At 77.0% G+C, this 12,468-nt stretch carries 11 protein-coding genes and 4 pseudogenes; 8 read left to right on the top strand and 7 right to left on the bottom strand.

Annotated elements, in window-relative coordinates:
* Positions 1–39: 39 nt before the first annotated feature.
* The 5 genes and pseudogenes from BJF88_RS13395 (at position 40) to BJF88_RS13380 (ending at position 3,720) form a co-directional block, all read left to right on the top strand.
* Positions 40–1,059, top strand: a complete 1,020-nt coding sequence (locus BJF88_RS13395; RefSeq protein ID WP_075829191.1) for an adenosine deaminase — start codon at positions 40–42, stop codon at positions 1,057–1,059.
* A 76-nt stretch (positions 1,060–1,135) separates the two neighbouring features.
* The gene (locus tag BJF88_RS13390; RefSeq protein WP_075829190.1) at positions 1,136–1,480 is read left to right on the top strand and encodes a hypothetical protein; all 345 of its coding nucleotides are present in this window, start codon (positions 1,136–1,138) and stop codon (positions 1,478–1,480) included.
* Positions 1,480–2,412 (top strand): annotated as a pseudogene (locus tag BJF88_RS23755) (HAMP domain-containing protein); the annotation flags it as partial. The gene BJF88_RS13390 and the pseudogene BJF88_RS23755, both read left to right, overlap by 1 nt.
* 155 nt (positions 2,413–2,567) lie before the next feature.
* Positions 2,568–2,888 (top strand): annotated as a pseudogene (locus BJF88_RS23750) (ATP-binding protein); the annotation flags it as partial.
* Between the two features lie 157 nt (positions 2,889–3,045).
* On the top strand, positions 3,046–3,720 hold the full coding sequence (locus BJF88_RS13380) for a response regulator transcription factor (protein WP_075829188.1): 675 nt from the start codon (positions 3,046–3,048) through the stop codon (positions 3,718–3,720).
* A 143-nt stretch (positions 3,721–3,863) separates the two neighbouring features.
* Here the strand turns inward: BJF88_RS13380 and BJF88_RS13375 are convergent, their stop codons facing one another.
* The 3 genes and pseudogenes from BJF88_RS13375 to BJF88_RS22330 form a co-directional block, all read right to left on the bottom strand.
* Positions 3,864–4,286 (bottom strand): hypothetical protein, encoded by a 423-nt coding sequence (locus tag BJF88_RS13375; RefSeq protein ID WP_075829187.1) that lies wholly within the window; start codon positions 4,284–4,286, stop codon positions 3,864–3,866.
* Between the two features lie 105 nt (positions 4,287–4,391).
* A pseudogene (locus BJF88_RS18490) lies at positions 4,392–4,985 on the bottom strand (phosphotransferase); the annotation flags it as partial.
* Positions 4,901–5,695, bottom strand: a complete 795-nt coding sequence (locus BJF88_RS22330) for a hypothetical protein (protein ID WP_139316081.1) — start codon at positions 5,693–5,695, stop codon at positions 4,901–4,903. The pseudogene BJF88_RS18490 and the gene BJF88_RS22330, both read right to left, overlap by 85 nt.
* A 67-nt stretch (positions 5,696–5,762) precedes the next feature.
* Between BJF88_RS22330 and BJF88_RS13365 the strand changes: the two genes are divergently transcribed.
* Positions 5,763–6,764 carry a hypothetical protein gene (locus BJF88_RS13365; RefSeq protein WP_139316080.1) on the top strand — a complete coding sequence of 334 codons (1,002 nt, stop codon included), beginning with the start codon at positions 5,763–5,765 and terminating at the stop codon, positions 6,762–6,764.
* Positions 6,751–6,933: pseudogene (locus BJF88_RS23745) on the top strand (GntR family transcriptional regulator); the annotation flags it as partial. The gene BJF88_RS13365 and the pseudogene BJF88_RS23745, both read left to right, overlap by 14 nt.
* On the opposite strand, the gene BJF88_RS23740 reads toward BJF88_RS23745, so the two are convergent.
* Positions 6,933–7,199, bottom strand: a complete 267-nt coding sequence (locus BJF88_RS23740; protein WP_369824620.1) for a hypothetical protein — start codon at positions 7,197–7,199, stop codon at positions 6,933–6,935. The pseudogene BJF88_RS23745 and the gene BJF88_RS23740 sit on opposite strands and share 1 nt — an antisense overlap.
* Before the next feature lie 521 nt (positions 7,200–7,720).
* On the opposite strand from BJF88_RS23740, the gene BJF88_RS22325 reads away from it, so the two are divergent.
* Entirely contained in the window at positions 7,721–8,311 is a 591-nt protein-coding gene (locus BJF88_RS22325) for a L,D-transpeptidase family protein (RefSeq protein ID WP_255372021.1), read from the top strand.
* On the opposite strand, the gene BJF88_RS13350 is transcribed toward BJF88_RS22325, so the two are convergent.
* The 3 genes from BJF88_RS13350 to BJF88_RS19715 form a co-directional block, all read right to left on the bottom strand.
* Positions 8,305–9,558, bottom strand: coding sequence for a UDP-N-acetylmuramate dehydrogenase (locus tag BJF88_RS13350; protein WP_075829234.1), 1,254 nt, complete (start codon positions 9,556–9,558; stop codon positions 8,305–8,307). The genes BJF88_RS22325 and BJF88_RS13350 overlap by 7 nt on opposite strands.
* Before the next feature lie 87 nt (positions 9,559–9,645).
* Positions 9,646–11,928 carry an MFS transporter gene (locus tag BJF88_RS20030; protein WP_075829184.1) on the bottom strand — a complete coding sequence of 761 codons (2,283 nt, stop codon included), beginning with the start codon at positions 11,926–11,928 and terminating at the stop codon, positions 9,646–9,648.
* Entirely contained in the window at positions 11,898–12,422 is a 525-nt protein-coding gene (locus tag BJF88_RS19715) for a hypothetical protein (protein ID WP_075829183.1), read from the bottom strand. Before BJF88_RS19715 ends, BJF88_RS20030 begins: the two co-directional genes overlap by 31 nt.
* Positions 12,423–12,468 lie beyond the last annotated feature (46 nt).

The raw sequence follows: 12,468 nt of genomic DNA, 5'->3' as shown, positions 1-12,468 counted from the left end.
CGGACGGCCGGACGGCGCGGCTCGTGCCAGACTCCCGGTGTGCGAGACCTGGCGACGCTCCCGAAGGCCCACCTGCACCTGCACTTCACGGGGTCGATGCGCGTCGAGACGTTGCGGGACCTGGCCGCGCAGTACGGCGTCCGCCTCCCGCACGCGCTCCTGGACGGCGACCCGCTGCGCCTGCCCCCTACCGAGCGCGGCTGGTTCCGGTTCCAGCGCCTGTACGACGCCGCACGAGCGTGCGTGCGCTCCGAGGCGGACATGCGCCGGATCGTGCTCGAGGCGGCGCAGGACGACGCGGCCGAGGGCTCGGGGCGGCTCGAGATCCAGGTGGACCCGACGTCGTACGCGCCGTTCGTCGGCGGGATCACGCCCGCGGTGGAGATCGTGCTCGACGCTGCACGGTCCGCGAGCGCCGCGACGGGGACCGAGGTGGCGGTGGTCGTGGCGGCGTCGCGCACCCGGCACCCGCTCGACGCGCGCGCGCTGGCCCGGCTCGCGGCGCAGTACGCGGGCGAGGGCGCCGGCGAGGTCGTGGGCTTCGGGCTGAGCAACGACGAGCGCCGCGGCGACACGGGCGAGTTCGCGCGGGCGTTCGCGATCGCGCGCCGGGCGGGGCTCGCGTCGGTGCCGCACGGCGGCGAGCTGCTCGGGCCCGCACACGTGCACGAGGTGGTGCGCGAGCTCGTGCCCGACCGGCTCGGCCACGGCGTGCGGTCGGCGGAGGACCACCGGGTGCTCGACGACGTCGTCGACCGCGGCGTGGCGCTCGAGGTCTGCCCCGCGTCGAACGTGTCGCTGGGCGTGTACGACAGCGCGGGCGAGGTGCCGCTCGGTGCGCTCGTGGACGCCGGGGCGCGCGTCGCGCTCGGGGCGGACGACCCGCTGCTGTTCGGGTCGCGTCTCGTCGCGCAGTACGAGACGGCCCGCCACGAGCACGGGTTCTCGGACGAGGAGCTCGCGGAGCTCGCGCGGTCCTCGATCCGCGCGAGCCGGGCGTCGACGGCCACGCGCAAGCGCCTGCTGACCGGCGTTGACGACTGGCTCGCGGCCGGCTGAGCGGGCGCCGCTCCCCCGGGCCGGCCGGGCCGGAGCTTCTCATGTGCGTCTCATCCGGCTCTCGGATACTGGCGGCATGACTCGACGGACCGTGGCCTGGATCGTGGGCGTCCTCCTGCTCGTCCTCGCCGGGTCCGCCGCCGCGGTCGCGGTCACGGCGCGTCCCGACGACCGCGAGCTGGGCGGCACCGTGGTCGTGACGCCGCCCCCGTCGGCCCCGGCGACGGACCCGGCCTCGACGCCGCCGCCGGACGACGGGGGCACGACCGACGGCGTCGGCCGCGTGTCCCCGGCACCGCCCTCCGCGGACGACGACGACGATGACGATGACGATGACGACGCCGGTGACGACGACACCGGTGATCGTGGCGACGGCGACGGCGACAGCGATGACGACGGCGACGCGGACGGGGACGACTGATGGCCCGTGGGGCGCCGGAGGACGGCGCCGTCGCCGGCCCGGCCGACCGCCACCGGTTCGGGATCACCGTCCGCACCCGCATGCTGGCCGCGTTCCTCGGGCTGTCGGCGCTCGCCCTCCTGCTCGCCGGGGGTGCCGCGTGGCTGCTGCAGCGCGGGCAGGTCGACGCACGGATCGACGAGAGCCTGGAGCGCAGCGCGGTCGAGCTGAGGACGCTCGGGGAGTCGGGCGTGAACCCGGTCTCGGGCGAGCCGTTCACCGCACCCGAGGACCTGGTCGTCGCGGCGATCCAGCTCGTCGTGCCCGCCCGGAACGAGGGCATCATCGGCCTGCGCGCGGGACGGGCCCCGCTCGTGTCGCAGCAGGACGTCCAGGTGCACCTCGAGGACGACGCGGAGCTGCTCGCCGCGGTCGCGCCGTACGCGGACGGCGCCACGCCGGTCCTGCGCTCGGTCGCGACGTCGACCGCCGAGTACCGCGTCCTCGTGGCCCCGGTCGCCGGCGCGGCCGGGACCGGCGAGCCCGCGGCCCTCGTGCTCGCCTACGACCGCACCGCGGAGCAGGCCGAGGTCGCGCGCGTGTTCGGCACCTACGCCCTCGTCGCGCTCGGTGCGCTCGTGCTCACGGGCGTCGTCGGACGGGTCGTCGCCGGCCGCCTGCTGCGGCCGATCCGGGTGCTCGCCCGCACCGCCCGGCGCATCACCGACACCGACCTGTCGGCGCGCATCCCCGTGACGGGCAACGACGACCTGTCGGACCTGTCGCGCACGGTCAACGGCATGCTGGACCGGCTTGAGGGGTCCTTCGAGTCGCAGCGCCGCCTGCTCGACGACGTCGGGCACGAGCTGCGCACGCCCCTCACCGTGGTCCGCGGCCACCTCGAGCTCATGGACCCCGCCGACCCGTCCGACGCCCGCGAGACGCGCGACCTCGCGCTCGACGAGCTCGACCGCATGCACCGCCTCGTGGACGACCTCGTGACGCTCGCGACCGTCGGACGGCCCGACTTCGTGCGCCCGTCACCGACCGACGTCGGCCGCCTCACCGACGACGTGCACGACAAGGTCCGCACGCTCGGCGACCGGCGGTGGCGGGTCGACGCGCGCGCCGAGGTCGTCGCCGACGTCGACGCGCAGCGCGTCACCCAGGCGCTGCTGCAGCTCGCGGCCAACGCGGTGAAGTTCTCCTCGCCCGGCTCCGTCGTCGCGCTCGGCTCGGCGGTGTCCGACGACGCGCGCGACTGCGCCTGTGGGTGCGCGACGAGGGGCTCGGCGTCCCGCCCGACCAGGTCGAGCGGATCTTCGAGCGGTTCGCCCAGGCTCCGTCGTCGCCGGGCCGCGAGCGCCCCGAGGGCGCAGGTCTCGGCCTCGCGATCGTCAGCGCGATCGCCGACGGCCACGGCGGCCGCGCGCTGGTGGCCTCCACGCCCGGGGTGGGCTCGACGTTCACGCTCGACCTCCCGCTCGCTCCCGCCGCCGTCATGACGGCGCCCACCGCGCCGACCCCGCTCCTCCCGCCGCCGGACGCTCCGGCGGCTCGCGCACCCACCGACGAAGGACCACCTCGTGAGCCAGATCCTCCTCGCGGAGGACGAGACCCGCATCGCGTCCTTCGTCGCCAAGGGGCTGCGTGCCGCGGGCTACGCGAGCACCACGGTGACGACGGGCCGGGAGGCGCTCGACCTCGTGAGCACGGGCGACTTCGCGCTGCTCGTCCTCGACCTCGGCCTGCCCGACCAGGACGGCTTCACCGTGCTGCGGCGGCTGCGCGAGACGGGCAGCACCATCCCCGTCATCATCCTCACGGCGCGGTCGTCGGTGGCCGACACGGTGGCCGGGCTCGAGGGCGGTGCCGACGACTACATGGCCAAGCCGTTCCGCTTCGAGGAGCTCCTCGCGCGGATCCGCCTGCGGCTGCGCACCGAGCCGGCGGGCGACGTCACGGTGCTCAGCCACGGGTCGCTCAGCCTCGACCTGCGCACGCGCCGCGCCCGCACCGCCGACCGCGAGGTCGACCTGTCCGCGCGCGAGTTCGCGCTCGCCGAGGCGTTCCTGCGCAACCCCGGACAGGTGCTCAGCCGTGAGCAGCTCCTGTCGCGCGTCTGGGGCTACGACTTCGACCCCGGGTCGAACGTCGTCGACGTGTACGTGCGCTACCTGCGCAACAAGCTCGGGGCCGAGCACTTCGTGACCGTCCGCGGCATGGGCTACCGGCTCGCCGACGCCGCGCGCCCCGCCTGAACCGCCGCCGCCCGGGCACCGCACCCGCGCCGACCCGCGCCGACCCGCTCCGGTGCGCCGTGCGCGCGACGACGCCCGCCCCGGACGGTGGGGCGGGCGTCGTCGCGCGGGTCGCCGGCGGGACGTGCCGCCGGCCCGGGCCGTCAGTCCGCGGTCTGCGGCGTCGGAGGCGTGCTGGGGGTGTTCGGGCTGTCGGCCGTGCTCGGCGTACCCGGGGTGTCGGCCGTGCTCGGGGTGTCGGCGGTGCCCGCCGACGGCGCCGTCTGCGCCGACTGCGCGGTGGGGGCGGTCTGCGCGGTCACCGTGGTGATCGACGACCCGTTCTGCACGGCGCTCGGGCTCGGGGCGGACATCGCCGTGCCGGCCGACGTCGTCCCCGCGCCGGCCGACGTCGTCCCCGTGCCGGCCGGAGTCCCGGCCGTGGTGGCGGTCCGGTCGACCTGGACGGAGGTGGGGACGGCCGCCGGATCCGGGGTGTCGAACGCGCCCTGCGCCGTCGCGACCGTGGCGCCGAGGCCGACCGCCCCGAGGGCGCCGGTGACGATCCACGCGCTGCGAGCCTTCATGGTGTGTCTCCTTCGTGTCGTGGTGCGCGCGGCCTGCCGACCGCGTCCGATCCGTAGTCTTCCGAGGGCGGGTGAGAGGTCGAGGAGTCCGCGATGAGAGGGTTCTCAGACGGCGGGGCGAGGGTTCCGACCGGCGTCGACGAGCTGCTCCGCGACGGCGAGCCACGCCTCGGCGAGCTCGCGCGTCGCGGCGCCCGAGGCGAGGGACAGCACGACGCCCGCGGCCCGCGAGCGCAGTGCGACCGGGTCGACGACCTCGCCGAACACCGCGAGGCACCGTGCGACGAGGCCCTCCGTGCCGGCGTAGTCACCGGGCGACAGGCCAGGCAGGACGGCGAGGTGCGCGACGACGCACGCGAGGTCGTCCACCCGGTGGCCCGGACCGAGGGTGTCGACGTCGAGCAGCGTCTCCACGCGCGCCCCCGTGGCGTCGAGCAGGACGTTGGCGGCGTGGAAGTCGCCGTGGGTCGCGACGACCGGGCCAGGGTCGCGCGTCGCGACGCCGTGCGTGACGACCGTCGTCACGTCCGCGACGCGGGCCGCGTCGAGCCCGTGCACCTCCGTCGCGGTGCGGGCGTACCGCTCGGCACGTTCGGCCCAGGCAGGGCGACGCCTCAGCGACGTCGCGGCGACGGGCAGCTCCTCGAGCGCACGCAGCAGCGCGTGCGGGTCGACGGCCGTCGCGCGCCGCTCGGGCGGAGCGGCGGCGAGGACCTGGGCGAGCGACCGGCCCCGCGCCTCCTCGAGGAGGACGACGCCGTCGGCGGCCCACGCGAGGCACCGTGCGCCCGCACGGCACCCGGGCTCGCGTCACGCAGGACCGGGTCGTCGGGCGCCGCCCCGCCGACGGCCGCGTCGCGCTCGGTGAGCAGGGCGTGCCTCCGGACCAGGGCACGTGCCCGGTGCGGCCGGACCACCTTGACGTACACCGCGCCGCGCGTCGTCCGGGCACGCAGGACCGCGCGCCGCAGCGGGCGGTAGGCGACGATCTCGACCGCGTCGACCCGTACGTCTTGGCCGGTGGCACGCAGCCGTCGGGTGAGCTCGGCAGGGTCGCAGGCCACGGCGAGCCCGGGGAGCAGCGGGTCGGCGGGGTGGCGCCACACGTGCAGGACGCGCTCGCCGTCGTCGAGCCGCGCGACACCCGGACCGACGGCCTCGGGCGGGAGCGACGCGGTGGTGGCGAGCAGATACTCCCCCGCCTCGGCCGCCCCGTCGCCGCGCGCGGCGACGACGTCGTACCCCACGGTCACCTCGGCGCCCGGCCGGGCGTGCACCCGGTCGACGCGCCACGTGCCGAGGGACGCGCCGTCCGCGCCGAGCGCCGCCGCGAGCACGTCCCCGGCGTCGTCCGCCGTGAGCAGGTCGAGCCAGGTCCGGTGGTCGGTCGGGGCACAGGTGTCGGTCACGGTGCCAGCACACCCGACCTCGGTGACGCGCGCGTGAGACGCGGATGAGAGGACTCTCATCCCGGGCTTGACGCGCCCCGACCGGGCTGGGATCGTCGTCGCCATGCCGGTACAAACTTTGGCACAAAGCGACGGTGTCGACCTCTTCCTCCCCGCCGCCTACGACGTCGCGTGGAGCGCGGTCGTGCTGCTGCTCGTCGTGGGGGCCGTCGTGGCCGTCGTCCTCGTGGTGCGCGCGCTGCTGCGGACCCCGCCGCGTCCGGTCTCCCTGCACGACGTCGCCGACGCCGACCCGGTCCGCCGGTCCGCGCGCCGGCACGCGGCGACGGTCGCCGGCGGGGCCGCGGGGCTCGCCGCACTCGTCGGGATCGTCGGGTCGCAGGCGGTCGCGACCGTCGACGGGCTCGCCGAGGGGGTCCTCGTCGGCCTCTCCCCCGCGCTCGTCGCGCTCGCCTTCCTCGCCGCGCACGCGATCGGCGAGCGGACCTGGCCCACCCCGCGGACGGCCGTGCGCTCCGCGACGCTCCGCCACCGCACGGTCGGCGACGTCGCCCCACGCCGCCTGCGCCACCTGACCTGGGCCTTCGCGGCGCTCGTCGTCGTGCTCGCGGCGGTCGGTGCCGCGACGGCCGGCGACGAGGGACGGTCGGTCACCCGCGTCGCCGAGGCCTCGACCTCGACGGCGAGCCCGTACCCGGGGGCGTTCTACGGCGTCTGGCTCGCGCTCGGCGCCGTGACGGTCCTCGCGGCCTCGGAGGGCGTGCTGCGGCTCGTCGCCCGCCGCCCGGCCGTGCCCCACGTGGGCGCGGGCTGGGACGTCGCGCTGCGCCGGCTCTCCGCGCACCGCGTCCTGCGCGGCGTCCAGCTCGCGCTCGGCCTCACCGCCGCGGGGACGCTCGGCACCGGCGCGAGCGCCGCGGCGCGGGTCGGGTACCCGGGCGCCGTCGTGCTCGTCGCCGTGGCGGCGCTGCTCGCTCTCGCCACGGTCGCCGTCGTCGTGCAACCCGCGCCGGACCCGGACGCGTGGGTCGGCACCACCGCCGACGAGGACGCCCGTGCCGTCGCCTGACCTGAGGGTCGAGATCGACCTCGGCTCCGGGACACCGCCGTTCGAGCAGATCCGCGCCCAGGTCCTCGCCCACGTGGCGGCGGGACGCCTCTCCGTCGGCGACCGCCTGCCGACGATCCGCGCCCTCGCGACCGACCTCGGGGTCGCCCCCGGCACGGTGGCGCGCGCCTACCGCGAGCTCGAGGCGTCGGGCGTCGTCGAGACGCGGCGCCGGGCCGGCACGGTGGTCGCGACGGCGCGTCGCCCGCCGACGTCGACGCTCGCCGGGCCGCGCGCGAGCTCGTCCGGGCGGCGCGCGCGGCGGGGCTCGACGACGCGGCGGCGCTCGACCTCGTCCGCGGCGCGCTCGAGGAGGGACGCGGACCGTGATCCGGGGGCCGCGCGCGGCGCTCCGGTCGGCACGCGGAGCCCGCTCGTGGTGGTGAGCCGCGTCACGAGAGCATCACGATCTCGCGCCGCCCCGCCTCTCCGCCGCACTCGCGCGCTCCCTCTCCCCCATGATGGACGTCCCCGCCCGGCACACGGGTCATCGTGCTCCCGCGCGGCAGTCGACCGAGGAGGACGTCGTGGAGCACCACCGGACGTGGAGGACGCCACCGCGCGGTTCCGCACCCCGCCGTCGTGCACGCGCGGTGCGCGCGCTGCTCCCTGCCGCGGTCGCGCTGCTCCTGGCGAGCGGATGCGAGGCGGGGGTCCCCGGCGCCGGGCCGGCTGACGCGCCGTCGGCCACCGCGTCCGCGGAGGACGAGCCGACGACCCGCCCCACCTCCCCGCGACCGGAACCGTCGCAGGAGCCGTCCGAGGAGCCGTCGTCGGGGCCCTCCCCAACCGGTGACGCGACGCCGGGACCGACGGACGAGCCGTCCGAGCCGCCGTCGCCGTCGCCGAGCCCGGCCCCGCCCTCGCCGACGCCTCCGCCGGCCGAGCCGACGCCCCCGCCGGAGCCCGAGCCGCTCGTGCGCGGAGCGACCGGCGAGCGCGTGAGCGCGCTCCAGGCGCGCCTCGGCGAGCTGGGGTACTTCATCGGCCCGCCCGACGGTCACTTCGGGCCGGGTACCCAGCAGGCCGTGTGGGCGCTGCAGAAGGCTGCGGGGACCGCGCGCGACGGCGTCGTCGGCCCTGCCACCCAGGCGGCGCTCGACTCCGGCGTCCGGCCGCAGCCCCGCAGCGGCTCCGGCCGCGTGATCGAGATCGACCTCGACCGCCAGCTCCTCCTCGCGGTCGAGGACGGCCGCGTCGTGACGGTCATCAACGCGTCGTCGGGCAACGGCGAGCGGTTCGAGGCGAAGGGGCGCACCTACCGGGCCGGCACACCGCGCGGGACCTTCCAGGTCGGGCGGCAGGTCGATGCGAACTACGAGTCGAGCCTCGAGCTCGGCAGCATGTGGCGCCCGAAGTTCTTCACCGGCGGCATCGCCGTCCACGGCTCGGGCTCGATCCCGCCGTGGCCCGCCTCGCACGGCTGCGTGCGGGTGTCGAACGACGCCATGAACTGGATCTGGGACGCCTGGGGCGCCCCGCCCGGGACGACGGTCCTCGTCTACTGACCCTGCGGCCCGCTCGAGCCGTCCACGGGGTCCGGCCCGTCAGAGCGAGACGCGACCAGCACCGGCTCGGGGACGAGCTCGACCCCGAACGCGTCGCGGACGCCGTCGCGCACCGCGCGGGCGAGCTCGACGAGGTCGGCGGCGCTCGCGCCACCACGGTTCGTCAGCGCGAGCGTGTGCTTCGTCGACAGCGTCGCCGGGCTCGCGTCCCCGTGGACGCCGTAGCCCCGGTGGAAACCGGCGTGCTCGATGAGCCACGCCGCGGACGTCTTGACGAGCGTCGGGTCGATCTCGCCGAGGCTCGGCCCGGTCGTGCGGCTCGGCGTCGCGGAGCGCACCGGGTAGCGCGGCGCGTCGGCGGGCAGGAGATCCGCCTGGTCCGCCGGGACGACCGGGTTGGTGAAGAACGAGCCGGCGCTCCACCGGTCGAGGTCCCGCGCGGCCGACGTGTCGCCCGAGCCGGACGCGCCCGCGGGGCCCGGCCCCACGCCGTCGAGCAGCATGCCCTTGCCGGCCCGCAGTGCGAGGACCGCCTCGCGCACGTCCGCGCTCGGCGCGCGCTCCCCCACCTCGACGCCGAGGCGCCGCGCGAGCTCGGGGTACCCGACCGGCGCCGACAGCGAGCCGAGGCGCGCCTGGAACCCGACCTCGAGGACGACGTACCGGGGCGACGGGTACCACGGGCCCGACGCCGCGCCGTCGCCCCCGGACGTCTCGTGCATGGAGCGCTTGAGCAGCGACGTGCGGTAGCCGAACCCGAGCTCGCCCAGCGCGAGCGTGCGCACGCGCGAGCGCGCGCGGTCCCACACCCGCACCGTGGAGACGACGCCGGAGACCTCCTGGCCGTACGCGCCGATGTTCTGCACGGGTGCCGCGCCCACCGTGCCGGGGATGCCGGACAGCGCCTCCACGCCGACCCACTCCTCGGCGACGGCGCGCGCGACGAGCGCGTCCCAGTCCTGCCCGGCGGGCGCCGTGAAGCTCGCGCCGCCGCACGAGTCCTGCGCGTCGACGACGACCCCCTGGCGCAGGTCGCGCACGACCACGCCCGCGAACCCGTCGTCCGCGACGAGCAGGTTCGACCCGCCGCCGAGGACGAGCAGCGGCTCGCCGGCCTCGTCCGCCGCCCGCACGGTCTCGACGAGCTCGGCCTCGGAGTGCGCCTCGACGTACCGGTCGACGGGACCGCCGACGCGCAGGGTCGTGAGCTCGGCGAGCGTGGGCACGCCGACGGCCTCGGGCCGCAGGCCCGGTCGGGTCGCGACGACGGCGGCCGGGGCGTCGCCCGCGTCGGCGAGGCGCGGTGCGGAGGGTTCGCAGGTCACCCGCACAGCCTAGTTCGCGCGGTCCGCGGCCGACGTGCGGGCGTCGCCCTGCCCCTGCGGGGGCCCGTCCGCGGGGTCGCCCGGCTCCGCCTGCCCGGTCGCGGGCAGCGGTCGGGCCGCGCCCACGACGAGCAGCCCGACGACCACCGGCACCGCGATGACGAGCAGCGCGTTGCGGTACCCGACCTCGTGGGCGAGGAAGCCGATGAGGGGCGGGCCGACGAAGAACGCCGAGTACCCGATCGTCGCGACGACGCTCACCCGGACCGCGGCGCGACGCGGGTCGTCGGAGGCCGCGCTCATGCCGACGGGGAACCCGAGGGCCGCGCCCAGGCCCCACAGCGCGACGCCGACGAGCGCGAACCACAGGTTCGGCACGAGCCCGAACACGAGCAGCCCGGCCAGCGCGAGGCCGGCGGACAGCCGCAGCACGACCACGCGCCCGTAGCGGTCGAGCAGCCCCGTGCCGAGGAGCCGCATGCCGGTCATCGCCGTGAGGAACACGGCGAGCCCGACCGCGCCCATCGCGTTGTCCGTGCCGAACCCGTCGACGACCGCGAGGCTCACCCAGTCGTTCGCCGCACCCTCCGTGAGCGCCGCGGCGAGGACGACGAGGCCGATGAGCAGCGTGCGCGGTTCGGTCCAGGCGGACAGCTGCGAGCGCGCGCCGCCGTGACGCCCGTCCGCCGCCGCTGCCGATGGAACGGGGACCGCGGTCGCGGGGTCGGCTCCCTGGGCGTCGCCCCCGCTCGTCCGGACGTCCACCTCGCCGGGACCGTGGCCGTCGCCCGCGGGCACGAACCACCGGACGGCCCACAGCACCGCCAGGAGGCTCAGGCCGACGGCCACCGTGACGTGCCACTGCACCGGGACGCCCGCGGCCGCGGCGAGCGCGCCGACCCCCGCCCCGGCCACCGTGCCGAAGGAGAACCCGGCGTGGAAGCGGGGCATGATCGTGCGCCCGAGCCGCTGCTCGACCGCGGCGCCCTCGAGGTTCATCGCGGCGTCCCACACGCCCGTGCCCACGCCCATGAGGAACAGCCCGGCGCGGACGACCCAGTCCGTCCCCTCGGCGACGGCGAAGACGGTCGTCACGAGACCTGCCGTGTTGACGACGGCGAACGCGACGACGGCGCGTGCGGCACCAAGACGCTCCACCACGAGCCCCGACAGCGGCAGGGCGAGCAGGGAGCCGAACGCCGCGAACAGCAGCAGGAGCCCCATCTGCGACTCGGCGAACCCGAGCGCGTCGCGCACCGCGGGCAGGCGGGAGGCCCACGTCGCGAAGTTGAAGCCGTTGAGGAAGAACACCGCGAAGACCGCCCAGGCGGCGAGCGCGGCGACCCGCGCGGCGCGGGGCACGGTGGAGGTCATGCGGACGTCTCCTCTCGGTGGGCCGGGCGCCGGCACGGCGGCGCGGCGACGCGACGGCGGAGCGCGGGCGCGGACGACGAGCCGCCGCCGGACCCTGCGGGCAGGTGCGTCCGGCGCGGCGACGCAGGAGAGGTCCTCGGGCACGCCGCCATCCTCCCCCGCGCGGCGGGCCGCGGTCTCGTCGGCCGGGCGGAGCGGGGCGACCTGTCGCGCGAGCGCGACGCTGAGCACCATCGCGCCCACGATGAGCACGAGGGCGTGGCGGGCCCCGATCGCCTCGGCGGCGAGGCCGAGCAGCGGCGGGGCCGCGAGCGCCGCCATCGAGGAGAAGGCCGAGACGACCGACACGCGCCCGGCGGCGCGCAGCGGCTCGTCGGACGCGGCCGCGATGCCGACGGGCACGGCGAGCGCCGCGCCGAAGCCCCACAGGACGACGCCGACGCCGGCGAGCGCGAGCGTCGGCGCGAACCCGAACAGCACCAGCCCGGCGATCGACGTCACCCCGGACGCGCGGAGCACGACGACGCGTCCGAAGCGGTCGATGAGGCGCGTCCCGGCGAGCCGCATGACCGTCATCGCGGCGACGAACGCGCCGAACACGACGGCGCCGACGGCTTCCGTCTGGGCGAACCCGTCGACGACGGCGAGCGCGAGCCAGTCGTTGGCGGACCCCTCGGACAGCGCCGCGGAGAGGATGACGAGACCGATGAGCAGCGTGCGGGGCTCGCGCCACGCGCTGAGCGCCGCGCCGAGGCGCGCACCGCGCTGGGCGAGACGGGCCCGCAGGCCGGCGGTCTCGACGTCGACGACGGCGTCGCCGAGCGACTCGACGGCCGCCGGCGCGTGGGCGCCCGGCACGCGGCGATCGACGGCGGTGTCGTGCACCGTCACCGGGATCGCGGCGAGGCGCAGCGCCACGCGACGGCACCCGTCACGCCGAACTGGACGAGCACGGGCACCTCGCCGTGGGCGCACGCGGCGCCGACGAGCGAGCCGAGCACGGCGCCGACGGAGAACGCCGCGTGGAACTGCGGCAGGATCGTGCGACCGACGCGCCGCTCGATCCCGGCACTCTCGACGTTCATGGGCACGTTGCCGAGCGCGAACGCCATGCCGTTGAGGAAGATGCCCGCCGCGAGCAGACCGACCGACCCGGTGGCCGGACCCAGTCCCAGGAGGAGGAAGGCCCCGCCGAACAGCGCCGCCGACACGGCGAACGCCACCCGGCCGCCGAAGCGGGTGACGAACGGACCGGCGGCCGTGACGGTCGCGAGCGCGCCGACCGCGCCGGCGAGGAGGACGACGCCGAGGTCCGCCGCGGTCAGGTCGAGGGCGTCGCGCACCGAGGGGATGCGCGCGAGCCAGCTCGACATCATCACGCCGTTGAGGGCGAACACGCCGAGGAGCGCCACGTGGGCACGGCGGAGCGAGGGCGGGGACGCAGCTCGGTCTCGAATC

The organism is Cellulosimicrobium sp. CUA-896 (assembly GCF_001942335.1).
Classification (GTDB): domain Bacteria; phylum Actinomycetota; class Actinomycetes; order Actinomycetales; family Cellulomonadaceae; genus Cellulosimicrobium.
Note: the sequence above shows the minus strand (reverse complement) of the source record. Positions and strands in the feature narration are given on the sequence as shown.